Below are 25,523 nucleotides of genomic sequence, written 5' to 3'. Positions count from 1 at the left end.
CTTCAGGTGAAATCAAAGTCAGTCTTCGAGGACGCCGAGATAGGCGTCGCGAATGATGGGATCGGCCAGCAATTCGGCGCCCTGCCCGGTGCGCACGATGCGGCCCATATCCATGATGTAGGCGTGATGGCAGAGATCGAGCGCCGTGGTGACATCCTGCTCCACCAGCAGGATCGACATGTCTTCGTTGTTCAACTGCCGCAGTGCTGCGACGAGCTGCTCGACCAGCAGCGGTGACAGACCGAGCGACAGTTCGTCGATCATCAGGAGACGCGGCGCGCTCATCAGCCCGCGGCCGATGGCGCACATCTGCTGTTCGCCGCCAGACAATGTCGCCGCCGCCTGGTTGCGACGCTCGCGCAGCTTGGGGAAGGTCGCGTAGACACGATCGAGATCGCGATTGAGCTCCGTGCGGCTGACGCTGCGCGAATAGGCGCCCATCAGGAGATTGTCCTTGATGCTCATGGCGCCGAACAGCCGGCGTCCTTCCGGCACATGGACAATGCCATGAGCCAGCATCTGGGCCGCCGTCGCTTTCGACAGATCGACGCCCTCGGAGACATATTTGCCCGAGACCAACGGGATCAGTCCGGACAGCGCGCGCATCAGCGTGGTCTTGCCAGCGCCGTTCGAACCGATCAGCGCGGTGATCTCACCGGAGCGCACCACCATGTCGATGCCCCACAGCACCTGGATTTCGCCATAACCGGCGCAGACCCCATTCAGTTCGAGCATCGGATGATCAGCCACGGGCGGCGTTCCGTTGTGCATATTGCTGGCCCAGATAGGCATCGACGACGGCGGGATCCTTGATGATGTCGCGCGGCGCGCCGTCGGCAATCAGCCGTCCGTTATGCAGCACTGCGATGCGGGTGCAGACATTAAGCACGACCTTCATCAGATGTTCGATCATCACGATGGTGATGCCATCGGCGGCGAGTTGATGAATCAGTCTTGTGGCGCGTTCGACCTCGGCGCTGTTGAGGCCGGCATTGACCTCGTCCAGGAACAGCAGCTTCGGCTTCATCGCCAGCGCCTTGGCCAGTTCGAGCCGCTTGCGCATAGCCAATGTCAGCGTCGCCGCGGACTGGTCGGCCTGGGCGTCGAGGCCAACGAATGCGAGATGCGCGCGGGCGGCCTCGCGCGCCGATTTCAGGCTCTCGCCCGGCTGCGAGAACAATGCGGCGGCAGCGACATTGTCGAGCGCCGAGAATTCCGCAAATGGCTGCACGATCTGGAAGGTGCGCGACAGGCCGAGCCGCGCAGACTGATAGGTCTTGATCCGCGTGATGTCGCGGCCATCGAAGGTGACGACGCCCGACGATGCCGGCGTGACACCGCAGATGGTGTTGACCAGCGTGGTCTTGCCAGCGCCGTTTGGGCCGATCAGGCCGACCACCTCACCCTTGTTGACCGACAGCGAGACATCGCTCAGCGCCTTCAGCCCACTGAAGTTTCGCGAGACGTTGCTCAGATGAAGGATTTCGTGACGGATCTCAGACATGTTTTGCCTTTCGTCCGAACAACCCGCGCCAGACCTTGCCGGCGTGCAGCGATATCAGCCCGTGTGGCAGGAACAGCAGCAGCAGGATGATAAGCACGCCCAGCACACCGGAATGGATCTGGATGTAATTCCGCCAGACTACTTCCTCGAGGCCGAGATAGACGAAGGCGCCGCATACCACCCCGAGCGGCGATCCGAGCCCGCCCATCAGCGCCATCACGATCGGCTTCACCGAATAGAGGATGTCGAACACGTCGGACGGGTCGATGTAGTGCACCCAGGCCGCATAGAGCCCGCCGGCCGCACCGACGAAACAGGCCGACAGGCCGAAGGCTATGGCCTTGTAAAGCGTCGAATTGAGACCGACCATGTTCGAAGCCGTCTCGTTCTGCCGGATGCAGTTGAGGCCGAAACCGAGCTTCGACATCGACACCGCGATGACCACAAGCGCGGTGATCAGCAGCAATCCCCACATGGCGTAAAAGAAGAACGTCGCGTCGAACAGCACACTGGAGCCCGACACCAGCGGAATGTTCAGGCCCATGCCGCCGCCGGTGAGATCGGTGGCGTTGTTGACGAGTTCGCGAAACACCTCGACCAGCGACAGGCTGGCAATCGCGAAGTAATGCCCGCGTAGCCGCAGCAGCACCGCGCCGAGCGCTGCGGCCAGCACCAGACACAGGACCAGCGCGCCCAGCAGGGACACCGACAGCGGCACGCCCTTATTCATGAGAATGCCGGTCGTGTAGGCGCCGAGCCCAAAGAACGCGGCTGTGGCAAAAGACGGATAGCCGGCAAAACCACCGACGATATTCCATGACAGCGCGAAGATCGCATACATACAGGCCATGGTGCCAAGACGCAGCGCATAGGCATCACCGAACAGCGGCAGCGCAGCGACGCAGGCAATGAGAACGAGAAGCGCGATATTGGTCCGGGTCATTCAAAACCCTTTCGGCCGAGCAAGCCCTGCGGCCTGACGACAAGGAAAATGATGAGCAGGACGAAGGACAGCGTCACCGCATGGGCCGGGCCGAGATAGACCGAGCCAACGCCTTCAACGAGCGCCAGCAACAGACCACCGGCCAGTGCACCTGACACGCTGCCGAGTCCGCCGAGCACGCAGACCACGAAAGCCTTACCGAGATAGGCTGATGAGGTCAGCGGCGAGATCGGGAAGATCAGCGCCATCAGCACACCGGCGCAGCCGGCGAGCGCAGCACCAAGACCGAAGGCAGTGGCATAGATCGATTTGACGTCCACCCCCATCAGCACCGCGGCATCGCAGTCGAGCCGGACCGCCACGATGGCGCGGCCGACTTTCGAGCGACGCAGCAGCAGATAGAGCAGGAATGTCAGCGCCAGTGCAGAGGCCGTGGCGATCAGGCGATCGACCGGTACCACCACATCGAAGATCGAGATCGAACCCGTGGGCGGATTGAGGATCAGCTTCCGGTAGTCCGCCTTGAAGTAATAGATCATCGCATTGTTCAGGATCAGATCGAGCCCGAAGGTCAGCGTCAGCGTCACCAGCACCGGCGCGGTGATGACGCGGTTGAGCAGCAGCCGCTGCAGCAGATAGCCGAACACGAAGAAGGCCGGCGCGGCGATCAGCAGCGCATACCAAGGCGACAGCCCGAGCGAGTTATAGGCGCCCCAGGCCAGATAGGCGCCGAGCACGATGAACGAGCCGTGGATCAGGTTGATGACGTTGAGCACGCCCCAGACCAGCGAGAAACCGATCGCGATACAGGCATAGAGACACCCAAGCACGAGTGCATTGATCAGGACCTGGATGGCCAGCATATCGTTTCCCCGCCGGTCTCAGCAGACTTGCTTGAGCATGATCTTGTCCGAAAACCGGCATCCACTTTTCGGGATCATGCTCAGTTCACGCCGAGCTTGAAGTCGCCCTGCTTGATCGCATCCGGGAACAGCACCACGGGCTTGCCGGCCTGGATCTGGAAGACCGGCGGTTCGAGCGAGTTGATCTGGCCATTGGCGCCGAACTTGACCGGCCCCCAGAAGGTCACGACGTCCATCTTGGCGAGTTCATCACGCACCTTGTCACGGTCCAGCGAGCCGGCCTTTTCGATGGCCATCTGAAACAGCGCGCCGCAGACGGCAGCCGAAGCGTGAGCGTAATCGGGCTCGAGCTTGTATTTGTCCTTGAACAGCTTCACGAAATTGGCCGTGGTGCCGAAAATGTCCTTGCCGTTGTACTGTTCGGCCGGATGCCACCACGAGGCGCTGGAGATGTTCTCGGCGCTCTGGCCGGCGGATTCGATGAATTCCTGATAGGCCGGACCGGCGATCATGGTGACGACATTGGCCTTCATCTGCTGATCGACCATCTGCTTGCGGATCAGCAGGAGATCGTTGGTGTAGCCGGTGACGAACACCCATTGCGGATTCAGCGATTTGATCTGCGACAGGGTCGCGGAGTGATCGAGCGTGTTGATGGCATATTTCTCGAAGTAAACGACTTCGAGACCGTTGGCCTTGGCGGACTTTTCCATCTCCTGCGCAATGGCCAGCGGGAACAGATCGTTACGTGCAAGGATCGCGACCTTCTTGACGTCGGCAGCCTTGGCCTTGACGAGCTGCGTCAGCGGCGTCGTCAGCGTGTCATTCGGCGTGAAGGTGCCGAACAGATACTTGTAGTTCTGGTCGTAGACCTGGGACGACGACGCGGTCGCGGCCAGCATCGGCACCTTGTATTTCTCGGCGATCGTGCTGGCGGCCTTGGCGGCGCCCGAGCCGAACGGGCCGAACATGAAATTCACCTTGTCCTGGGTGATCATCTGTTCGGTGGTCTGCACCGAGCGCGGCGTGTTGGATTGATAGTCCGAATAGACGATCTCGACCTTGTACTTCTTGCCGCCGACATCGATGCCGCCGGCCTTGTTGGCCTGTTCGGCCCAGAGGTCATAGCCCTGCTGCTGCTTCACGGCTTCCGGCGCCAGCGGCCCGGTGATCGGCAACGGTGCGCCGAAGCGGATGACATCTTGGGCCGAGGCCACCGAGGATGTCGCTCCCAGGCCAGCCGCAGCCAGCAGAAGGGATGCGGAAAAAGCCGAGACAGCAAGCCGGGGATGAAACATCCAAATTCTCCATCGATGACGGGACCGTGACCTGATCAAAACTCTGTCAAATTTAGATTTCGAATAAAAGCATTGAATTTCGATGTGAGAGGTCTGAAAATCAGAACGCTAGTCAGGTCCTGCCATCGCGCTGGGCAGCCAGTCGCGAGGGACCAACGATGATCGAATCCACCGCCATTCGCTATTTTCGCGTTGTTACCGAGTCCGGATCGATCAAACAGGCCGCCGCCGCGCTCCGCATCGCCCCCTCCGCCATCAGCCGACAAGTTCAGGGGCTGGAGGAGGAGCTAGCGGTCAAGCTGTTCGAGCGCGGCGCGCGCGGCATGAACCTGACCGATGCCGGCCATGTGCTCTATCGCTATGCAGTCGAGAACCGCAGCCAGCTCGACGGACTGCGCAGCCAGGTCGAGGAATTCGCATCGCTGCGCCGCGGCCAGGTGAAGATCGCCACCGTCGAAGGCATGCTGTCGAGCTTCCTGCCCAACTCCTTCGTCGACCTGTCGCAGCAATATCCGGGGATCACACTATCTGTCACCGCCGTGGGCGCTCGCGATGTGGTCGAGATGGTCAGCCAGAACGAGGTCGATCTCGGCCTGATCTTCGGCCGCGCGCCGCGACGCGACCTGATCGAACTCGGACGCATGCGACAACCGGTCTGCCTGATCGTCGCGCCCACGCATCCGCTCGCCGGCCAAAACTCATACGCGATGAAGGATCTCGCAGGGTTGCGCGTGATCCTTCCGGACCCATCGTTCGGCATTCGTCAGGAACTCGACAAGTCCTGCGCACAGGCCAATGTGCGGCTGGAAATGTGCAGCGAGACCAACTCGCTGGCCTTCACCCAGACCGTGGCTGCCCGCACCGACCTTGCGACCTTCCTGCCGATGGTCTCGGCGACGGCGGCCATCAATGCCGGCACACTGGTCGCCATACCGCCGCGCGACCGCAGACTGGAGTCAACCCAGGTGACTCTGGTGCAATCGGCCGCGCGCATGGCATCGCCCTCAACGCGACTGGTTGCCGAAATGTTGGTGGCGCAGATGAAGGACAACGAGGAAGGATAGACGCCTTAAGCAGCGAGCTTTCCGGCCAGCGCGCGGAACCGTTCGAGCTGGTCCTGCTTCAGCGCACGGGTCTCGTCGCGGCCCACGAAGACTTTGAACATCACGCCGCCATCGACATTGAGGAAGGCGACGAAGGCCGACGACTTGCCCATGAATGGGCGTTCGACAAACGCCACGCCGCCGCAGCGCTCATGACGCAGATGGCCGTGCAGCCCCTTGGGCTGCGTCAGATTGTAGTAGCCGTGGCCGATGGCGCCCGGCGACAGCGGCGCCGTGGTTTCGAAGATGCCATCCTCGGTGTGAACGATCAGCGTCACCTCGCCCCACTCGGCGATATCCGTCATCGCCGTGACGAACGCATCGGCGCCACCGCCGATGGTCACCATTTCCGAAGGCAGCGCTTCCAACACGGCACGCGCCGTAACATTGCGCTCACGCGCAACGGTCTCGATCACGGCGCCGGGATTCTCCGCCATATAGGTCTTCAGCGCAGCGAGATCCGTATTCAGCATGAGATGGCTCCGTGATCGATCATTGACGTGAGACGCAGTGCCAGCGATCAGGCCGCAGCGCTCTTGCGGCGCTCGGACTGGATCACCTCAAAACCCTCAAACTTCGGGTGACCGAGATAGAGGCTGGCGCCTTCCGACTTGTTGTCCGCGCGGGCATGCGCCTTGCGGAACTGCTCGGACTTGGTCCAGCCCTCGAAGTCTGCCTTGCTGGCCCAGACCGTATGCGACGAATACAGCGTGTGATCCTCGGCCACCGGACCTTTCAACAGGCTGAACTCGATGAAGCCCGGCAATTCCGAGAGATAGGATTCGCGGGTCGCCCAGATATTCTCAAAAGCGGCTTCGGATCCGGTTTTGACCTGAAAACGGTTCATGGCGATGAACATGGATGTCTTTCCTTTCGTGACGTCGAGAACCTATCATAACCGAAATCGCGCCCGGACATGAGCGCGATTCCTTGGAGGCTGGTGGATGCAGATGGCGATTATGCGCCGCCGAAATGCACCTTGATGCCGCCCTTGTAAACGATGCCCGGACCAGGGGCGGTCCAGAGAACGTCATTCTGAGTGGTGCCATCGGCACCCGCGCCTGGAATGGCGTAGGGGCGATAGTACTGATTCAAGATGTTGTCGACGCCGAAGTTGAGGGTGATATCTGGCGTGGGCTGATAGGCCACGTACAGATTGACCAGATCGTAGGCGGTCGACGGTACATAGCCGACCGGGATATCGGTGTTGGCACCGACTGAGGCCCATTGAGCCGAGATGACCAGCTTGCGGTCAAGCAAACGGACACCACCGGTGGTCGTGACCTTGCGCGGCTGGATCGTCGCCAGACCAACATTTGTCTGGGTGTTCTTGCCGCGCTGAAGCGTGGCGCCGACACCCAAGAACCAGTCGCCTGCATCATACGATGTTTCGGCTTCGAAGCCCTCGATCTTTGCCGAGGCGATATTCTGGTACTGGTAGAACTGGCTGAACAGACCCGGAATCGGGAAGCCCATGAAAGTCAGCGGTGAAGCGACCGGGGTCGAAGCGACCAGATCGATATAGTCGTCGACATCGTTGCGGAAGAAGTTGAACTTGGCGCGGAAGCTATCGCCAGCCGTGAAAATGCCGTTGTACTTCAGATTGACGCCGACTTCCTTGTTCTTTCCGACTTCAGCACGCAGGTTCGGGTTCGGCCGGAAGCAGAACAAACCTGAGGTGCCATCGGGACAGTTGAACAGCGTCGGACCGCCACCGGTGGCATGGCCACCCGCGATCAACGTCTCTGTGATCGACGGCGCGCGATAGCCCTCGGCGTAGCTCACATAAGGCGTGAAACCAGCAACGGGCGTAACGCCGACCGTAATCTTCGGCGAAAGGCGATCGCCGCTCGACGAAGTTGTTCCGGCACCCCCCGTGCCCGACGAATTCAGTTCGTAGTGATCGTAACGCAACGCGCTGATGACTTCGAGCCAGGTCGAATAGTTGTTCTTCAACTGGATGAAACCGCCACCCACCGTTCGGTCGCCGCTCGGCGTGGTGATGTTGGAGTTACCGCGTGAGTCGAACGTGGAAACCTTGTCGTTGAAGACGTCGAAACCGTAGGTGACGGCATTGCGCCATCCGCCGACATCGAAACGCGACGTGTTATTGACGTCCACGCCGATCGTATCCAGCAGGTAACCGCGGCGGTCGCCGACGCAACCCGAAATATTGTTGCCAGGGTTGGCCAGTGTGCAGGTGCCTGAGCCCGCGGTGATACGGTTGTTGTAGGTCTTGACCTGATCGTTGTCGGTGCGATTGCCGTACAGCGTGGCGCTCCAGTCGAACAACATGTCATCCGGCTTGGAGTACTTCCAGGTCACCGTACCGGTATAGGTCTTCGCCGTGGAGCCATAGACCGACGAACCGGCGATGGCCGCTGCCGGCGCCGCCGTGGTGGTCCCGCCACGGTTCATCTGACCGATGCTGTACTGATAGTCCTGGAAGATACCGCCGAACTTGATCTCGTGGCCATCAGCAGGACGGACCGTCAGCTTCATCAAGCCGGCGGCAATATCATTTCCGGTATTGCCAATCTCGGTGCCGTCGCCGTCCTTGTAGTTACCCTGCGTCCGATAGACCGCGCCGCCGAACACGTCGACCGTCGGATCGACACGCACGCCGCCGAACACCGAACCCATGCCACGGGCATTGTTGGAGCCGTAGGAGCCGCTCATATCCACGCCCCAGCGCTCGCCGGGCCGCAGGACGTCATTGATATCCTTGGTGCGGAACGAGGCCACGCCGCCGATAGCGCCGGAGCCGTAGATATTGGCGGTCGGACCGCGGGTGATATCGATGCCGCCAATCAGTTCGGGGTCCAGAAAGAACGAGCCATTCGCATTATGACCGGAGCGCTGATAGTTCTGGCGCGCACCATCGACCACAACGGCGACACGGCCGAAGTCCTGCAAGCCGCGGATATTGATCGCCGTAGACGGATCATCGCCACGATCCTGCATCCAGACACCAGGAACATTGTAGAAAAGCTGGCTCAGCCGGCTCGGCTGCTGCAACTGGATCTGTTCCTGCGTCACGACGCTGACCGGGGCCAACGCATCGATGGCGCGCTCCTGGGTCTTCGAAGCCGTCACCGTGATTTCATCGAGTGACTGCCCAGTGCGGCTGGCCTGCGCATTGGCGTTAGCCACCTGCGCCGGCACGGCGGCCGGCTTGGCGGCTGCACGCTTCTTCTTGGCGGGTTTCGGCTTTTGCGGCTGCACGTCGCCTGGCTGCGCGGCGGCCTGTGCAAAGGCGGTCTCGGAGACCAACGCCCCCATTGATACGATCGACACACCCAACAACAAGGCGCGCGTAGTCATGCCCCCAAGAGCCATAGCCTAATCCCCAAACACAATTTTTCAACGGATCGTGGCTGGCTGGCGCTGCACGAGGCAGTGAGCTTGCTGGCTCTCGAATGCGACTCGGGGACCCCTGCCACCAAGTTGCCATTTTCGATTACGGTTCATTAACGGGGGGGTCAAGCAATCCCCGCCCTGTTTATACTGATTATAGACTGCAGTGCTTGGCGATGAGGTGCGACAAAACCTATAACGATGACAGAGACTTTTACGGATGGGATAGATCGGCGCTATGGATACGGGTTCTCACGACGGCAGCGCTGCCGCTCACGCCAAATCCTCAGCCGGACGCAATGTGGTCATAAATGGCGACCGGATGGACAGCAAGGAGCTGTTCGCGGATCAGCGTGAGTTGCTGATTACGCATGGCGACGAGACTTATCGCCTGCGCCTGACGTTCCAGAACAAGCTGATCCTCACCAAATGACCGCCGGCCTCCCTGTTCGACGTCATCGCATCGCGCATGCGCTGCAATGTGTAGCGCTTGCCGGCACGCTGGCATTCTCTGCCGCGGCCTCAGCGGAAGACGCCGTTGTGCGCGACGCACGTGGACGCGACGTCACCATCGGCCATCCGACCCGCATCGTCTCGATCGGCGGCGCGGTAACCGAAATTCTTTATGCTCTCGGCGCTGACGACCGCATCGTCGCCGTCGATACGACCAGCCTGTATCCGCCGAAGGCCATGGCCGACAAACCCAATGTCGGTTACATGCGCCAGCTTTCGGCGGAAGGCGTACTCGGGCTCAATCCGCAGCTTGTGCTGGCCATCGCGGGCTCCGGCCCGAAAGAAACCATCGACGTCATCGACGCCGCCAAGATACCGCTGATCATGGTGCCGGATACGTTTACCGAAGCCGGCATGGTGGAGAAGATCAGGCTGGTCGCCAAGGTCGCAGGCGTCGAGGCACGCGGCGAATGTCTCGCCAACGCCGTGGCCGGCGATCTTGCCGCACTGCGTGAATTGCGCGCCAAGGTGAAAGCCCCGCCACGGGTGATGTTCGTGATGTCCTTCCTCGATGGCCGCGCCATGGTCGCAGGCCAGAAGACGGCAGCCAACGAAATCATCAAGCTGGCCGGCGGTTTGAATGTCGCGGACAGTTTCGACGGCTACAAGATCATGAGCGATGAAGCCATCGCCGCAGCCAAGCCGGATACCGTGCTCTCGATGGAGCGCGGCAAGGATACGCTACAGGCCGACACCGTGTTTGCCAGCCCGGCATTCGCACTGACACCCGCCGCGAAGACCAAGAATCTGGTCGCCATGGACGGCCTCTATCTGCTCGGCTTCGGCCCACGCACGGCAGCTGCCGCGCGCGACCTTGCCGTGAAGCTCGATCCGGCACTGACCGCTGACGCAGCCTCGTTCAAGCCCGCCTCGCTCGCCGTCAACTGTCGTCAATAAGATGACTGCTGCCGACGCCAAGCTGACTGCGTTTGTCAGAACGAGGGGCCGGGTGCGCCGCCCTGCAACCATCGTTGTCCTGTGCGGCCTGTTCGCAGCACTCCTGCTGACGGTGCTGCTTGCCGCCACGCTTGGCGCCGCCGGCATCCCACTGTCCCGCCTGCCCGCAGCACTCGGCCTCGCGGCTGCCGATCCCGCCAATCCATTTGCTGCGCGCGATCAACTGATCCTGTGGTCGATACGGATTCCGCGCATTGCCATCGCCGCCATGATCGGCGGCATGCTGGGCGCCGCCGGCGCGATCATGCAGGGCCTGTTTCGCAACCCCCTCGCCGATCCGGCGCTGGTCGGCGTCTCCAGCGGCGGGGCATTTGCTGCAGCGGGCGCCATCGTCATCAGCGACAGCCGCTTTGCGCATTACGTTGCTTTTCTGCAGCCGTTCCTGCTGCCGCTTGCGGCCTTCATCGGCTCGCTGCTCACCACCATCATTCTTTATCGAATTTCCAGCCGCAGCGGACGCACCTCCATCGCGCTGTTCCTGCTCGCCGGCATTGCTATCGCCGCGATCGCTAATGCGGGCATCGGCCTTCTGGTGTTCATCGCCGACGACCGGCAATTGCGCGACATCACGTTCTGGCTGCTCGGCTCGCTCAGCGGCGCGACCTGGAGCAAGGCGGCGACGATTGCGCCCATGCTGGCGCTGGGGCTGATCGGGATGCTCTTCACCAGCCGCGGCCTCGACGTGCTGATCCTCGGCGAATCCGAGGCCTTCCATTCCGGCGTCGATGTCGAGCGCCTCAAGCGCATCTGCATCGTGCTGGTGTCGGTCATGACCGGCGCGGCGGTATCGGTCTGCGGCGTGATCGGCTTCGTCGGCATCGTCGTGCCACACCTGCTACGGCTGATGATTGGACCGGGTCATCGGCTGTTACTGCCGGCATCCGTCGGTCTCGGCGCCAGCCTGCTGGTCGGAGCCGATACGCTCGCCCGCACCATCGTGGCGCCGGCCGAGATGCCCATCGGCATCCTGACTGCCGCCGTGGGCGCGCCGATCTTCCTGCTGATCCTGCTGCGTCAACGCGGGCTGGTGGGGCTGTGACGTCGATGGCCGGCACATCCGTCCTCACAGCATCCGGCGTCTCGCTGACGATCGGCCAGGCCACGCTGCTCAATCATGTTGATCTCACCGTCAACAGCGGCGAGATGGTCGCCATCGTCGGCCCCAACGGCGCCGGCAAGTCGACGCTGCTGCGCCTGCTGTCGGCCGATCTACGCGTGTCGCGCGGCAGCATTACACTGAAGGGCCGCGACCTTCATTCCTGGTCGCCCGCCGAACTCGCGATGCGGCGTGCGATGCTGTCGCAACATGTCAGTGTGAGCTTCCCGTTTACGGTCGAGGAAGTCGTGCAGATGGGTCGGGGCAACCTGCCGCTGGCATCTGCGCAATCGCTCGTCGATGCAGCCATCGATGAAGTGGGACTTGGCGACTTCCGTCATCGCGAATTGCCGACGCTGTCAGGCGGCGAGCAACAGCGCGCGCATTTCGCACGCATCCTCGTACAGCTCGCCTGCGGCGAAGCTGCGCATGGTCCTGGCATCCTGCTGCTCGACGAGCCCACATCATCGCTCGATCTGCGCCATCAGATCGAGCTGGTGGAAATTTCACGGCAGCGTGCACGCAACGGCACGGCCGTGATCGCAGTGCTGCACGATCTCAATCTCGCAGTTCGTTTTGCGGATCGTATCATCGTGATGCGCAACGGCGCCGTTGCAGCGGAAGGAACGCCTGCGGAAACGATCACCAGCGATGTGATCCGCCGCGTGTTCGATATCGACGTAGTCGTCGCACGCACCGATGACGGCGCGCCCTATCTGCTGCCGCAGATGATGCAACAGATTGCGACTTCAACTTCCGTAGCGGGTTAACTGCATTTCTGCCGTGCGTATCATCCTGCGCAGGCATGCAATGCGTGCGTAACATTGTTGCTCACGGGAACTCACTTTTATCTGAACCCCTGATGAACTCACGCATTGCCCTCCTGCCGCAACCAAACCACGGAGGGCTCCCCATGGGGTATGCACACAGGTCGACAGCGCTGGTGGTCGAGAACGACGAAGCACAACGCACACTGGTCAGCCTACTGCTCGAAGAGAGCGAGATGAACGTCATCGAATGCGAAAGCGCGGAGGCGGCTGTGCTGGTGCTGGAGGAATCCGGCGACAATGTTGCAATGGTCTTTACCGACGTGGAACTCGCGGGCATGATGGACGGCATAGAGCTCGCTTATCTCGCCAAGCAACGATACCCCGATATGCATGTGATCGTGACCTCAGGTGCACCTCGCGTGCGCCGCCTGCCCGACGGCACACTGTTCATGGCCAAGCCATGGAGCCCGATCGATCTGCTCCGCGCCGCACAACAATCGTTTCACTGATACAGGTCAAATCGGTCCGCGCGGACCGGCGGATGCCGCTCGCGTGGGACCGTCTTGCATTGCTGCAGCGCAACGCCGATAATTCGGCGATCACACCTGCAGCAGCAAGGGTTTCATGCCGTTCGACCTCCTCATTCGCAACGCCACGCTTCCCGACGGCCGCACGGGCCAGGATATCGCCATAAAAGGGGGCCGTATCGTCGCGGTGCAGCCCAATTTGGCGGGAGAGGCCGGACGTGTGATCGATGCTGCCGGGCATCTGGTCTCGCCCCCGTTCGTCGACATCCACTTCCATATGGATGCGACGCTGTCGCTCGGCCTGCCCCGCCTGAATGTGTCCGGTACCCTGCTCGAGGGCATCGCGCTGTGGGGCGAATTGAAGCCGCTGCTGACCTATGAGGCTCTGGTCGAACGCGCGCTGCGCTATTGCGATCTCGCGGTGGCGCAGGGCCTGCTCGCGGTGCGTACCCATGTGGATATCTGCGAGGACCGGCTGCTCGCCGTAGATGCGTTGCTGGACGTCAAGAAGCAGGTCGCTCCCTATCTCGATCTCGAATTGGTGGCGTTCCCGCAGGACGGCTATTTCCGCTCGCCGACGGCTGCGCAAAATCTCGCCCGTGCCCTCGACAAGGGCGTTAGCATCGTCGGCGGCATTCCGCATTTCGAGCGCACCATGGCGGATGGTGCCGCATCGGTGAAGGTACTCTGCGAGATCGCTGCTGCGCGCGGCCTGCGCGTCGACATGCATTGCGACGAAAGCGACGATCCGCTCTCACGCCATATCGAGACGCTGGCCTATGAAACCCAGCGGTTGGGATTGCAGGGCCGCGTTGCCGGCTCGCACCTGACCTCGATGCATTCGATGGACAACTACTATGTCTCGAAACTGCTGCCCCTGATCGCCGAAGCCGGCGTCGCGGCCATTGCCAATCCGCTGATCAACATCGTGCTGCAGGGCCGCCACGACAGTTACCCCAAGCGCCGCGGCCAGACCCGCGTTCCGGAGATGCGATCTCACGGAATAAATGTGGCATTCGGCCAGGACTGCTGCAAGGACCCGTGGTACTCGCTGGGCTCGGCAGACATGCTCGAAGTCGCGCATATGGGCCTGCATGTCGGACAGATGACCAGCCGCGATGCGATGCGTTTCTGCTTCGATTCGGTCACCACCAATCCGGCAAAGATCATGGGCCTCGATGGCTACGGCCTCGATGTCGGCTGCAACGGCGACCTCGTGCTGCTGCAGGCGCACGATCCCATCGAAGCGATCCGCCTGAAGGCAACGCGGCTCGCGGTCGTGCGCCGCGGCAAGGTGATCGCCGAAACGCCCGCGCGGATCGGCCGGCTTGCGCTCGATGGCCGCCCGACATCGGTCGATCCGGCCGCCTACGCGCCGCCGACTTGATCTCTCGACCCCCTCCCTCGCATCGTCTGGCAGCATGACATCAGCCTCTCCCCATTCTCTGCGCGTTGCCGTTATCGGCGGCGGCGTGGCTGGCGCGTTTGCCGCGCTCATTCTGTCCAAGCTGCCGCAGATCGGGACGATCACCGTGCTGGATCGCGACGGCGCCTTCGGACGTGGGCTCGCCTATTCCGCGAAAGCCCAGTGGCACCGCATCAACGTCCCCGCTTACAAGATGGGCGGCCTCGGCGCCGACGATGATGGCTTCGTCGAATGGCTGACGGAGACTGGCCAAACTGACTGGCCGGATTACTCGACATCCTTCGTGCCCCGCCGGGTCTATGGCGACTACATCTCGACGAAGTTCAACGAACTGACCGGCACCGGGCGTGCGACGCCACGGCAGGATGTGGCTCTGAGTGTGGCGCGGCAGAGCGATGGCTATCGCGTTGCGACGGCATCGGGCGCGATCATCGACGCCGATCTGGTGTTCCTCTGTCTTGGCAACCAGCCACCATCGCCATTTCCCGGCATCGAGGCATCGCCGCGCTCGATCACCAATGTCTGGACGCCGGGCGCGCTCGATCCGATCGGAAAGGACGATCGCGTGCTGGTCATCGGCACCGGCGCCACCGCGGTCGATATGGTGATCGATCTCGTCCATCGCGGCATGCGCGCGCCCATCACGATGGTCTCGCGGCGCGGGTTGCTGCCGCTGATCGACGTGCCGGCGCAGACCGATCCTGATCCGATGACGTCATTCCCGGTGCCCACTGCGCGCGGCCTTCTGGCGGCGTTGCTCAGGGACACCCGCCGCAAGGTTGCCTCAGGAATTCCATGGCAGACGATGGTCGACACGTTTCGATTGTCGATCGGTGAACTCTACAGGAATGCCTCCGAGACCGAACGTGCCCGTTTTGCGCGACACCTGCGTGCGATCTGGATGGTGCATCGTCATCGGCTGGCGCCCGACGTCGCCGAACTCCTGGAAGAGTTACAGCGGGACAACCTCCTCGACGTGGTCGCTGGTCGCATGGCCAGCGCGATTGCGACACCGTCGGGACATGACGTCACTATCCGCAAGCGTGGACACGGCGAGATGATCAACCTCGCCACCAACTGGATTCTCAACTGTACCGGCCCGGAAGAGCGTTATGATCGCCTGGGTGATCCGCTCATCAAATCCCTGCTCGCAACCGGCTACGTCCGCACTGGCTTCAACGGCCTCGGCCTCGATGTCGCCCCAACCTGTGAGCTGCGTGACAGCGCCGGTCATGTTCAGCCCGGCTTCTATGCCATCGGCCCGGCGACGCGCGGCGCGTTCTGGGAAGTGACTGCGGCGTCCAACATTCGGCGGCAGTTGCTGGCCGTGAGCGAGCAGTTGAAGACGCTCTAGCCCTTCCGCCACGGCACGATGGCGCGCTCCAGCGCGTCGAAGCTGGCGTTCATCACGAAGCCAATGATCGCGATGACGAACAGGCCGACATACATGGTCTGGACGTCGAACAGCTCCCACGCATTCCAGATCATGTAGCCGAGCCCCTGCTTGGCGCCGACCATCTCGGCGATGGCGATCAGCACCAGGCCCATGCCGGCGCCGAGCTTGATGCCGGTCATGATCAGCGGCAATGCGCCGGGCAGCGCTACGGTACGAAACATGTTGAAGCGGCTGGCGCCGAAATTGCGGCCGACGTCGAGGAAGATCGGCGCGATCTGTCGCACGCCGGCCGCGGTATTGATCACCACCGGATAGAACACGCCGATCGCGACCATTGCGATCTTCGAACTTTCGCCGAGGCCGAAGATCAGCAGGATCAGCGGCAGCAGGGAGCTCTTCGGAATTGGGTAAGTCGCGGAGATCAGGGGATCGAAGGCCGCACGTATCGGCCGATAGAGCCCAATAGCAAGGCCGATCACGATGGCCGGCACACAGCCAACGATAAAACCGGCAGCGAGGCGATACAGGCTGGCTCCCACATGACGCCACAGCGCGCCGGAGGAAGCGAGCTCGAACAGATGCCCAATGATGTTCGAGGGCGCCGGGAAAAACCTGACATCAACGATGCCAGTGCGGGCGCAGATTTCCCACAGGCCCAGCAGCACCAGCGGCGACAGGATGCTGATGGTGCGATCGCCCCACAGCGAGCGGGCGCGGACCGAACTCATGCCTTGCTCCCCGGCTCGCGGCTGCGCGCGCGATCGACCTCTTCGCGCAGTTGCGCCCAGATGTCATAGACCAGTTCGCCGTAAGCCGGCGTGTGCCGGAGTTCGACGACGTTGCGTGGCCGCGGCAGGTCCACCGGCACGATGGTCTTGATGCGCCCCGGCCCCGCTGTCATGACCATGATGCGATCACCGAGCGTCACGGCTTCGTCGACGCTGTGGGTGATGAAGACCACGGTCTTGCGGGTCTCTTCCCAGATCCGCAGCAGTTCTTCGTGCAGCAATGTCTTGTTCTGCTCGTCGAGCGCCGAGAACGGCTCGTCCATCAGCAGGATATCGGGATCATTGGCGAAGGCCCGCGCGATGGAGACGCGCTGGCGCATACCGCCGGAGAGCTGATGCGGATAAAGCACGCGCGCACCATACATGCCGGTCTTGTTCAGATAGTGCCCAACCACGTCATCGACGCGCGCCTTCGGAACATTGCGCATCGTCAGACCGTAGGCGGCGTTGTCCCACACGGTCATCCAGGGAAACAACGAGTCCCCCTGGAACACCATGGAATTTTGCGGATGGCCGGGCTGCGGATTGGCGATATCGATCCGGCCTTCCGATGGCGCATCCAGTCCGGCAAGCATGCGCAGCAAGGTCGTCTTGCCGCAGCCGCTTGGACCGACCACCACGAAGAAGGTGCTGGCCGGGATATCGAGCGTGATCCGGTCCAGCGCCAACTGCGTATCATGCCGCTTGGTGACGTCGCGCAGACTGATCTTCGCCGCGGGCACTGGCCCGCTATCCCCGATTCCTGCTGTCGACATCTGCACTGCCATCGTTACGTTTCTCTACGCCGTTTTACTTGGGCCGCGCGAACGGCCCCAGGACTGGCTTCAGTCCATCGACATAGGACATGTCGACGACCTTGGCTGCCTCGATGTCGCTGGTGACCAGCCCGCGCGACTTGAAGTAAGCGAGATCGGTTTCGACGCTGGGCAGATTGATCTGACCGTCGGGATCGATGAACACCGGCACGATCTGATGCAGCAGTGCCATATCCTTGATCCCCGTCATTTCGGCGATGTCCTTGATCATGTCCTCGGCGCCGGGCCCCGCGATCTTGCCGTCCTTCAGCGTCGCCGCATAGGCGCGCACGCCGCGCAGATAGGCCTTGAGGAAGGCCGTGACGGTCTTGCGGTCCTCGGCGAACTTGCCATTGATCAGCAGCATGGCGGTCTGTTGCACCGGATAGAAATCATCGAGGCCGACGAAGCGCACAGCGACATTGTTGCGCACCATTGCCGTCACACCCGGCTCCGCCGAGATCGCCGCGTCGATCGCCTTGTTGGCGAAGGCGGTGAGATGCTGCGGGAATGGCAGGAAGACCTTTTCGATATCCTCGTCCTTTAGCCCGGCCTTTTTCAGCGCCTGGTTGATGACGGACTCATCGGCCGCGCCATTGGCGATGATCGCGACCTTCTTCCCTTTGAGATCCGTGAGCGACTTGAACGCGCCAGACTCGATCAGATCCTTGCGCACCATCAGCGCCTTGTAGCTGTAACCGGCGATATTGGTGCCCTTGTCGGCCACCATCTTCAGCTTGAGGCCACGATTGACGGCATTATAGAGCCCGGCGGAAGCCGCGCCTGCCGATGCGTCGAGATCGCCAGCGCCGAGCGGGGCCACCATCTTGGCACCGGAATCGAACGGGATCAGTTCAACCTTGACGCCCTCTTCCTTAAAGTAACCGCGCTTCTCCGCGAGGAACAGACCGATATCCGATGACAGATTGGTCGTCCCCACCTTGACCGTCTTCATCTCCTGGGCGTTCGCAAGACCCAGCATCGACATCGCAACACCGGCGGCAACAAGCAGACGTTTCAGCATGATCGGTCCCTCTTTATTTCGCATGAAAGTGATACAGCAGAACGCGCTGCAGCTCAGGGCAAGCGCGGAAACAGACGCCTCGGATTGGTTTCAGCAATCAGTTCGATATCGGCAGCGGAAAAGCCCGCAGCCTTGACGCTGGCAAGGGGATCGCGATCCGCCGGCGGGAAGGACTCGTCAGTACCGAGCGCGACGCGTTCGATGCCTACGGTATCGGCGAGGAAACGCAACGCTTTCGGCGCATGCACGATGCTGTCATAGCCGATGCGCGAGGCGTAGACCGATGGATCGCATTGCGCGACATCGCCCTGCCCCGCGCGATCCATCCGCGCATGCATCACGTCGAAGCGACCCAGCAGATAAGGAAATGTGCCGCCGCCATGGCTGAGGACGATCGAGAGCGCCGGGAAGCGATCGAGCACACCTGAGAAGATGATCGAGCCAATTCCGAGTGTGGTATCGAACGTGTATTGGGCGATCTGCGTCAGCGCGAATTTCGCGGCACGCGGCGCAGCATCCACCAAAACGGGATGCAGGATGACCGGCAGCCCCAAGGCTTCCGCCTTGGCCCAGAACAGATCGAGCGGCTTCTCGCCGATATTGACGCCTTCAACATTGGCCGGGACCATGACCGCGACGGCGCCGAGACCCACAACGCGGTCGAGTTCGGCCGCAGCATCGGCAGCGTCGACCAGCGGCACCGAGGCGACAAAGGAAAAGCGGTCATTGTTAGTATGGCACCACTCGCCCAGCGTATCGTTGAGCATACGATGCCAATGCGCGCAGGCATCTTTCTGAAGGCCATAGCCATAGATGTCCGGCCATGTGGCGACCAGTTGCCGGTCGAGACCCTGGCGGTCGAGGCTGGCACGGCGTTGTTCAACCGGCTCGACCAGTTGCGGGAAGAACGGCCGAACCCTGAAACCATAGTCGAAGCCGAGGGCCGGCGGCTTGCCATTCCCTGATGGCAGCAGCCTCACACCGCAATAGGCGCCGCGGCCATCGATCGCGGACAGCAACTGCGGCGGCACGTAATGGGCATGGATATCGATCGGCACAATCAGTCCCTATGCGGCATTGGTCGTGCGCTCGCGCGCATCCTTGATGAGGCGCCACAGACGCGGCGGCGTCAGCGGCAAGTGATGAATCTCGACATCGAGCGGCGCCAGTGCTGCCGCCACCGCATTGGCCGTCGCTGCAGCCACAGCAACGATCCCGCCCTCGCCCGCGCCCTTGGCACCCAGCGGATTGCTCGGCGACGGCCGCAGCTCCAGCGTCACCGCGCGCAGGACTGGAAAGTCGCTCGCGGTCGGCACCAGATAATCGGCCAGAGAGGCGTTCAAGAGCTGTCCCTGATCGTCATAGATCAGATGATCGAGGAAAACGCCACCCAGTCCCTGCACGATGGCACCGATCGCCTGCCCGTGCACGATGGCCGGATTGATAGCACGCCCGACATCTTCGACTGCGATGTAATCGAGAACTTTCACCGCGCCCGTACGTGGATCGACGGTGACATGTGCCGCATGGGTGCCGTAGCTATAGGTGCGCACATCGTTGGAGAATGTGCCGTCAGCTTGTAATTCACTATCGGCGGCGAGCGACACGAGCGACACGGATGCGCCGTTATCGGCGATGACGTTCGCGTTCACGATCTTCAATTCGCTGTTGGGCCTGCCCAGATGATTGGACGCCTGCTGCAGGATCTTCTCGCGGAGCCGGGTGGCGGCGTCGAGCACGGCCGAACCGCCCATCACCACCGCACGCGAATGATAGGTGCCAAAGCCCTCATCGAGCAGCGTGGTCGAGCCATGCAGCACACGGATGCGATCGAACGGGATCGACAGCGTATCCGATGCGATCTGGCCGAGCACCGTCTCCAGACCCTGCCCTAGCACGGATGAGCCGACGGCCACCGTCAGCGAGCCGTCCTTTTCGAGGGTAAGCGCGGCGTTCTCCTTCGGGCCGGCGCCGCCGCTTTCGACGAAACAGCCGAGCCCGATGCCATGACGTACGCCATCTATCAATTTGCCTTGCAGATGACGTTTCTCGAACCAGCCTATCTCTTTCAAGGCGCGCTCGAACACCTCGACATAGTCGCCGGTGTCGTAGGATGTCGGCCCCTCATAGGGCACGAGCCCATCGATCGGATATGGCAATTCCTGTTCGGTGATCAGGTTTTTGCGCCGGAATTCGGCGATGTCGATGCCGAGATCCATGGCGGCCATGTCGATCAGCCGCTCGCGAAAGAAATTCGCCTCGAAGCGGCCCGGCCCGCGATAGGTGCCGACCGGCGTCTTGTTGGTCATGAAGGCTTCGACGGAGACGCTGACATTGGGGATGCGATAAGGGCCGGGCAGAAACTGCGCTGCCTTGGCCGGCACCACGCCGCCATTGGTGCGGATATAGGCGCCCATATCGGCGAATACCCGGCCGCACAAACCCAGCATCATTCCGTCGCTGCGGCAGGCGAGCGACAATTCGCAGGCGATATCGCGTGAGTGATTGATCGCCATCAGATGCTCGCGGCGATCCTCGATCCATTTGACCGGGCGTGCCAGTTTGCGGGCAGCGAAGGGGATCAGGAAATCCTCGGGATAGAATTCGCCGCGCACACCGAAGCCGCCGCCGACATCGATCTCGATCAGATCGATGTCATCCTCGCGAAGGCCCAGCATCTGCGCCAGCGCGCGGCGGTTATAGAACGTAACCTTTGTCGCGCCTGTGACGACGAGCCGACCGGCCGATGAATTCCATTCTGCGAGAAGGCCCCGCGTCTCCATGGGCAGCGCCGTGTGGCGCTGCACGCTGAAGCGCTCGGTGCGCACATAGTCCGCCGACGCGAAGGCCGCATCGGCATCGCCAAACCCGGCATCGTAGCGCAGCGCAACGTTATCTTCGGCGAAGTCGAACAGCGGAGTTTCACTTGCGCCGCGCTCAGTGACTGCGGACAGCGCTTCAAATTCGATGCCGATCGTCTCCAGCGCATCCTCGGCCAAGGCGCGGCTGTCGGCGACGACGATAGCGATGGGCTCACCGACATAACGCACCTTGTCGCTTGCGATGACAGGCTGACGGAATGGCTCGAATTCGGGCAGCGGCGCCAGGCGAAGCGGGATGATGGGGATGGTGCCGCCGATATCTTGCGCCGTAAGCACGGCGTGAATACCCGGCATCGCCAGCGCAGCCGATGCGTCGATGGACGCGATCCGCGCATGGGCGATGGGGCTGCGCAGGATCGCGGCATGCAGCATCCCCTCGACGGCAAGGTCATCTGCAAATTTGCCGGATCCCGACAGGAAGCGCGCATCCTCCATGCGCTCGACCGCGCTGCCGACCAGGAGTTTGGCGATATCGCTCATTGCGCCGCCTCGCATTGCACGTCGCTATAGGCAATGCGGGCTTCCATGATCGCCGCGATGATCGGCAGATAACCGGTGCAGCGACATAGATTTCCGGAAATCACTTCTCGGATGCGATCCTCATCTGCATGCGGCTCGTGGGTCAGCAATGCATGCGCCGTCGTGAGAATGCCGGCCGTACAGAAGCCGCATTGCAAAGCGTGATGTTTGCGGAACGCAAGCTGCAACGCACTGAGATGCGCTGCGCTGCCAAGACCCTCGACGGTGGTTATCTCGCGTCCTTCTGCCTGCGCCGCCAGCATCAGGCAGCCGCGGACGGCGGCACCATCGACGATGACCGTGCAGGCACCGCAGACCCCGTGCTCGCAGCCCAGGTGTGTGCCGGTCAGGTGCAATTCGTCGCGCAGCGCATCCGCCAGCGTGGCGCGTGGTTCGACCGTGACGGTCGTTTGCGTGCCGTTGACGGTCAAACGGACGGGGCGCGCCGATATCATGCTGCCTCCGGCAAAGTGATGTCGGCCGCACGCGCCAGCGCCCGCTCCAGCAACACACCGAGAAGATCGCGGCGATAGGCAGCCTCCGCGTGGATATCATCGGCAGGATCGACCGCGTCCCGCGCGGCAGCCCCGGCCTGTAAAATCACGTCGGCATCGATCCGGCGGCCATCGAGGATGGCCTCGACACCGGGCAGTCGCATGGGGCGATCCGCAACGCCGATGACCCCGATATGCGCGTTATACGCCAGGCCCTGCGCGTCGATGTCGTAAAATGCGGCAACACCCGCCAGCGCAAAATCTCCGCGGCGGCGCGCAAATTCCTCGAAGGCCCAGCGCCGCGCCTTCTTCCAAAGCGGGAGACGTATGCTGGTCAAGATTTCGTTGGCCTCCAGAACCGTGCTGAGACCGCCGGTGATGAACTCGTTTGCGCTCAAGATGCGGGTCCCGGTCGATCCGACGATCGTCAGCATCGCATCGCAGGTCACCGCAATGCCCGGCATCTCGGCGGCCGGATCGGCATGGGCCATGCTCCCGCCGACGGTGCCGCGGTTACGAACCTGGTAATGCGCGACATGGGCGATGGCCGCCGCCAGTAGCGGATGCGCCTGTGCGAGCCGCGCATCACGCTCGATATCCCGCCAGGTCACGAGGGCGCCAAAGTCGATGCCCTCAGCGGAAATACTGATACTTTTGAGATCTGGCAGCCGTCCGATATCGACCAGCACGCTTGGTGCCGCCAGCCGGAAAGCAAGCATCGGCATCAGGCTCTGCCCACCCGCGATCACCTTGGCATTGCCACCATGCGCCGCGAGCGCGGCAATCGCCTCGGTCAGCGTAGCAGGGCAAATATAGTCCAGCGGCGGAAGCTTCATGGGCTGATTTGCTACTTCTCAATTGCTGAGAACACTATCTTATCTTATAAGAAGGTACGCGCACGGCAATGTTTGTTGGTGCGCAAATGATATCCACATGCTGCCGTTTCCATCGGCAAGCATTACCGAATGGAGGTTCCGTTGGCCATCAAGAGAGCCGCAACTGCGTCGAAACGCGTCGACCAGACGGACCGTCCTGCTGCTGCGGATGGCAGTTCGCGAAAGATACTGCGCGCCTTGCTGGCCTTCTCCACCGATCGTCCGCGGCATTCCGCAGAAAGCCTGTCTGAACAGATCGGGGTGCCACTGTCGTCGACCTATCGGTACATTGGTATCTTGCGCGAAGCCGACCTCATCGACGAAGACGGCCGCGGCTCGTTCGTGCTTGCGCCACGCGTCATCGGCCTGGCTCAGGCGGCTAGAGCCGGCACCGATCTCGCCTCCATTGCACGCCCCTTCATGAAGCGCGTCTCTCAGGAAGTCGGAGAAACCATCATCCTGCTGCGCCGCTCGGCCGATCGCGCCGTATGTATCGAGCGCGCCGAATCGTCGTCACGCATTCGCCTGACCTTCGAGGTCGGAACGGCCTTGCCGCTGCACCGCGGTGCGGGCCCGAAGATGCTGCTCGCGCATATGCCTGAAGCTGAATGCGAGACAATCCTCGACGACGCCGTTCGGCGCGATCCCGGCTTCGCACCGCATCGCAGGCTGCTGGTGCGCGAACTCGCCGTGATCCGCGAGCAGGGATGGTCGGAGTCGCGCGCGGAAATCACACCGCATGTCTATGCCGTCTCCGTTCCCGTCCGCGATTCCAGCGGCGTGATCGCCGCAATCTCTTTCGTGACGCCGGCATTCCGCACGCCGAAAGCCAGCCAGATCAGGCTGCGCGAACATCTGCAGCATGCGGCCACGGATATCAGCAAGGCTTACGCAGCCGTCAGCCTCTGACGGCCGCGTGTAACAGACACGATCAGATCGGATAGTGCTGCGGGCCGGTCTCGATGGTGATCCAGCGCAGTTCAGTGAATTCGGCAATGCCGGCCTTGCCGCCGAACCGACCGTAGCCCGACGCCTTCACCCCGCCGAACGGCATCTGCGCCTCGTCATGCACGGTCGCGCCGTTAATGTGGCAGATTCCAGACTCGATCCGCTTGGCGACATCCAGCGCGCCGGCGATATCGCGGCCGAACACCGCTGCCGATAGTCCGTATTCGGTATCGTTGGCCACACGCACGGCTTCCTCGACACCATCCACGCGCACCACGCTGACAATCGGACCGAAGGATTCCTCGCTGTAGATGCGCATCGCCGAGGTGACGTGATCGAGCACTGTAGCCGACATCAGCGTGCCATCGACGCTGCCGCCTGCCACAACGCGAGCGCCCTTGCCCACGGCATCCTTGATCAGCGCCTGCATGCGATCCGCAGCATCCTTGCCGATCAGCGAGCCGAGCGGTGTATCGCCCTTGCGGGGATCGCCAGCGACAAGATGACCGGCCTTGGCGGCGAGCTTGGCCACGAAAGCATCAGCGACCCTCTGATCGACCACAAGGCGCTCGGTAGACATGCAGATCTGCCCTTGGTTCATGAATGCTCCAAAGGCCGCGGCAGCCACTGCTGCATCAAGATCCGCATCGTCGAGCACCACCAGCGGCGCCTTGCCGCCGAGTTCGAGCAGCACCGGCTTGAGATATGTCGCGGCAGTCTGCGCAATGATGCGGCCGACGCGGGTCGAACCGGTAAAGTTGATCCGGCGCACGGCGGGATGCGAGATCAGTGCATCGATCAGCGCGGGCGCATCTTCCGGCGCGTTGGTGATCACATTAAGTACGCCCCGCGGCAGACCGGCCTCGCGCAGGCATTCGCCGATCAACCGATGTGTGCCCGGGCAGATTTCCGATGCCTTGAGAATGACAGTGTTGCCGCAGGCCAGTGGCAGCGCCACAGCCCGCACGCCAAGAATAACCGGCGCATTCCACGGCGCGATGCTGAGCACGACACCCGCGGGCTGGCGGATCGCCATCGAGATGCAGCCGGGCTTGTCGGACGGGATCACCTCGCCGGAAATCTGCGTCGTCATCGCCGCCGCCTCGCGCAGCATGTTGGAGGCGAGATGAACATTGAAGCCGGCCCAGCCGGCGGTGGCCCCAGTTTCTGATGCCATCAGTGCGATGAAGTCAGGCGCCTTGCTGGCAAGGATATCGGCCGCCTTCAACAGAATGGCGCGCCGTGCTCCCGGCCCCGTCGCCGACCATACAGGGAAAGCAGCGGCAGCGGCATCAGCGGCACGCTTGGCATCGGCGATTTGGGCTGCCGCGGCGCGCGAGGCGATATCGCCGGTCATCGGATTGAGGCGATCGAATGTCGCGCCGTCGATGGCCTGCACATCCTGGTTCTCGAGCAGCAGATTGATCTGGTTCATCGCGATGTCCT

Annotated in this window: 25 protein-coding genes; 9 read left to right on the top strand and 16 right to left on the bottom strand. The window is 62.2% G+C overall.

From position 1 onward, the window contains the following. Nucleotides 1–18: 18 nt before the first annotated feature. The 5 genes from AB8A38_RS27300 to AB8A38_RS27280 all read right to left on the bottom strand — a co-directional run bounded on the left by AB8A38_RS27300 (nt 19) and on the right by AB8A38_RS27280 (nt 4,608). Nucleotides 19–735: an ABC transporter ATP-binding protein gene (locus AB8A38_RS27300; protein ID WP_439088615.1), complete on the bottom strand. Its 717-nt coding sequence runs from the start codon at nt 733–735 to the stop codon at nt 19–21. A gap of 7 nt (nt 736–742) precedes the next feature. Continuing rightward, entirely contained in the window at nt 743–1,504 is a 762-nt protein-coding gene (locus AB8A38_RS27295; protein ID WP_439088032.1) for an ABC transporter ATP-binding protein, read from the bottom strand. Then, nucleotides 1,497–2,447: a branched-chain amino acid ABC transporter permease gene (locus AB8A38_RS27290; RefSeq protein ID WP_439088031.1), complete on the bottom strand. Its 951-nt coding sequence runs from the start codon at nt 2,445–2,447 to the stop codon at nt 1,497–1,499. The genes AB8A38_RS27295 and AB8A38_RS27290 overlap by 8 nt, the downstream gene beginning before the upstream one ends. Continuing rightward, nucleotides 2,444–3,310, bottom strand: coding sequence for a branched-chain amino acid ABC transporter permease (locus AB8A38_RS27285; RefSeq protein ID WP_439088030.1), 867 nt, complete (start codon nt 3,308–3,310; stop codon nt 2,444–2,446). Before AB8A38_RS27285 ends, AB8A38_RS27290 begins: the two co-directional genes overlap by 4 nt. 80 nt (nt 3,311–3,390) lie before the next feature. Then, a complete protein-coding gene (locus tag AB8A38_RS27280) occupies nt 3,391–4,608 on the bottom strand; it encodes an amino acid ABC transporter substrate-binding protein (protein ID WP_315843197.1) in 1,218 nt (405 codons plus the stop codon). 158 nt (nt 4,609–4,766) lie between these two features. Here AB8A38_RS27280 and AB8A38_RS27275 point away from each other — a divergent pair, with 158 nt between their 5' ends. Beyond that, nucleotides 4,767–5,672 (top strand): LysR family transcriptional regulator, encoded by a 906-nt coding sequence (locus AB8A38_RS27275; protein WP_315843198.1) that lies wholly within the window; start codon nt 4,767–4,769, stop codon nt 5,670–5,672. Nucleotides 5,673–5,677: 5 nt separating this feature from the next. Here AB8A38_RS27275 and hutX read toward each other — a convergent pair whose 3' ends face one another. The 3 genes from hutX to AB8A38_RS27260 form a co-directional block, all read right to left on the bottom strand. After that, on the bottom strand, nt 5,678–6,184 hold the full coding sequence (gene hutX, locus AB8A38_RS27270; RefSeq protein WP_315843199.1) for a heme utilization cystosolic carrier protein HutX: 507 nt from the start codon (nt 6,182–6,184) through the stop codon (nt 5,678–5,680). Nucleotides 6,185–6,231: 47 nt separating this feature from the next. Beyond that, nucleotides 6,232–6,570: an antibiotic biosynthesis monooxygenase family protein gene (locus tag AB8A38_RS27265; protein WP_068735293.1), complete on the bottom strand. Its 339-nt coding sequence runs from the start codon at nt 6,568–6,570 to the stop codon at nt 6,232–6,234. A 98-nt stretch (nt 6,571–6,668) separates the two neighbouring features. Then, on the bottom strand, nt 6,669–9,050 hold the full coding sequence (locus AB8A38_RS27260; protein WP_439088029.1) for a TonB-dependent hemoglobin/transferrin/lactoferrin family receptor: 2,382 nt from the start codon (nt 9,048–9,050) through the stop codon (nt 6,669–6,671). Between the two features lie 256 nt (nt 9,051–9,306). Here AB8A38_RS27260 and hemP point away from each other — a divergent pair, with 256 nt between their 5' ends. The 7 genes from hemP to AB8A38_RS27225 all read left to right on the top strand — a co-directional run bounded on the left by hemP (nt 9,307) and on the right by AB8A38_RS27225 (nt 15,711). Continuing rightward, nucleotides 9,307–9,501, top strand: a complete 195-nt coding sequence (hemP, locus tag AB8A38_RS27255; RefSeq protein WP_068735289.1) for a hemin uptake protein HemP — start codon at nt 9,307–9,309, stop codon at nt 9,499–9,501. Next, nucleotides 9,498–10,478, top strand: a complete 981-nt coding sequence (locus AB8A38_RS27250; protein WP_439088028.1) for a heme/hemin ABC transporter substrate-binding protein — start codon at nt 9,498–9,500, stop codon at nt 10,476–10,478. The genes hemP and AB8A38_RS27250 overlap by 4 nt, the downstream gene beginning before the upstream one ends. A 1-nt stretch (nt 10,479) precedes the next feature. After that, nucleotides 10,480–11,577, top strand: coding sequence for a FecCD family ABC transporter permease (locus AB8A38_RS27245; protein ID WP_439088027.1), 1,098 nt, complete (start codon nt 10,480–10,482; stop codon nt 11,575–11,577). Between the two features lie 5 nt (nt 11,578–11,582). After that, a complete protein-coding gene (locus tag AB8A38_RS27240; RefSeq protein ID WP_439088026.1) occupies nt 11,583–12,404 on the top strand; it encodes a heme ABC transporter ATP-binding protein in 822 nt (273 codons plus the stop codon). Between the two features lie 143 nt (nt 12,405–12,547). Continuing rightward, complete coding sequence (locus tag AB8A38_RS27235; RefSeq protein ID WP_089265330.1) at nt 12,548–12,913, top strand: response regulator; 366 nt, start codon at nt 12,548–12,550, stop codon at nt 12,911–12,913. Between the two features lie 115 nt (nt 12,914–13,028). Next, entirely contained in the window at nt 13,029–14,318 is a 1,290-nt protein-coding gene (locus AB8A38_RS27230; protein ID WP_439088025.1) for an amidohydrolase family protein, read from the top strand. A gap of 34 nt (nt 14,319–14,352) precedes the next feature. After that, on the top strand, nt 14,353–15,711 hold the full coding sequence (locus AB8A38_RS27225; protein ID WP_439088024.1) for an FAD/NAD(P)-binding protein: 1,359 nt from the start codon (nt 14,353–14,355) through the stop codon (nt 15,709–15,711). Here the strand turns inward: AB8A38_RS27225 and AB8A38_RS27220 are convergent. From AB8A38_RS27220 to AB8A38_RS27190, 7 genes are read right to left on the bottom strand one after another with little or no spacing between them, the layout of a single operon-like run. Further along, nucleotides 15,708–16,481, bottom strand: coding sequence for an ABC transporter permease (locus AB8A38_RS27220; RefSeq protein WP_315843207.1), 774 nt, complete (start codon nt 16,479–16,481; stop codon nt 15,708–15,710). The two genes, AB8A38_RS27225 and AB8A38_RS27220, sit on opposite strands and share 4 nt — an antisense overlap. Beyond that, nucleotides 16,478–17,308, bottom strand: coding sequence for an ABC transporter ATP-binding protein (locus AB8A38_RS27215; protein WP_315843208.1), 831 nt, complete (start codon nt 17,306–17,308; stop codon nt 16,478–16,480). Before AB8A38_RS27215 ends, AB8A38_RS27220 begins: the two co-directional genes overlap by 4 nt. A gap of 22 nt (nt 17,309–17,330) precedes the next feature. Then, nucleotides 17,331–18,359 (bottom strand): ABC transporter substrate-binding protein, encoded by a 1,029-nt coding sequence (locus tag AB8A38_RS27210; protein ID WP_315843209.1) that lies wholly within the window; start codon nt 18,357–18,359, stop codon nt 17,331–17,333. Nucleotides 18,360–18,412: 53 nt separating this feature from the next. Next, entirely contained in the window at nt 18,413–19,417 is a 1,005-nt protein-coding gene (locus tag AB8A38_RS27205) for an amidohydrolase family protein (protein ID WP_439088023.1), read from the bottom strand. A gap of 9 nt (nt 19,418–19,426) precedes the next feature. Further along, on the bottom strand, nt 19,427–21,721 hold the full coding sequence (locus AB8A38_RS27200; protein ID WP_439088022.1) for a xanthine dehydrogenase family protein molybdopterin-binding subunit: 2,295 nt from the start codon (nt 21,719–21,721) through the stop codon (nt 19,427–19,429). Beyond that, a complete protein-coding gene (locus AB8A38_RS27195; RefSeq protein ID WP_439088021.1) occupies nt 21,718–22,215 on the bottom strand; it encodes a (2Fe-2S)-binding protein in 498 nt (165 codons plus the stop codon). The genes AB8A38_RS27200 and AB8A38_RS27195 overlap by 4 nt, the downstream gene beginning before the upstream one ends. Beyond that, the gene (locus AB8A38_RS27190) at nt 22,212–23,090 is read right to left on the bottom strand and encodes an FAD binding domain-containing protein (RefSeq protein ID WP_315843213.1); all 879 of its coding nucleotides are present in this window, start codon (nt 23,088–23,090) and stop codon (nt 22,212–22,214) included. The genes AB8A38_RS27195 and AB8A38_RS27190 overlap by 4 nt, the downstream gene beginning before the upstream one ends. A 141-nt stretch (nt 23,091–23,231) precedes the next feature. Between AB8A38_RS27190 and AB8A38_RS27185 the strand changes: the two genes are divergently transcribed. Next, the gene (locus tag AB8A38_RS27185) at nt 23,232–24,038 is read left to right on the top strand and encodes an IclR family transcriptional regulator (protein WP_439088020.1); all 807 of its coding nucleotides are present in this window, start codon (nt 23,232–23,234) and stop codon (nt 24,036–24,038) included. Nucleotides 24,039–24,060: 22 nt separating this feature from the next. Here AB8A38_RS27185 and AB8A38_RS27180 read toward each other — a convergent pair whose 3' ends face one another. Then, nucleotides 24,061–25,512 (bottom strand): aldehyde dehydrogenase, encoded by a 1,452-nt coding sequence (locus tag AB8A38_RS27180; RefSeq protein ID WP_439088019.1) that lies wholly within the window; start codon nt 25,510–25,512, stop codon nt 24,061–24,063. Nucleotides 25,513–25,523: the final 11 nt, after the last annotated feature.

The sequence above is a fragment of the Tardiphaga sp. 839_C3_N1_4 genome (assembly GCF_051811045.1).
Taxonomy (GTDB): domain Bacteria; phylum Pseudomonadota; class Alphaproteobacteria; order Rhizobiales; family Xanthobacteraceae; genus Tardiphaga.
This window is presented reverse-complemented; position numbering and strand designations above follow the sequence as displayed.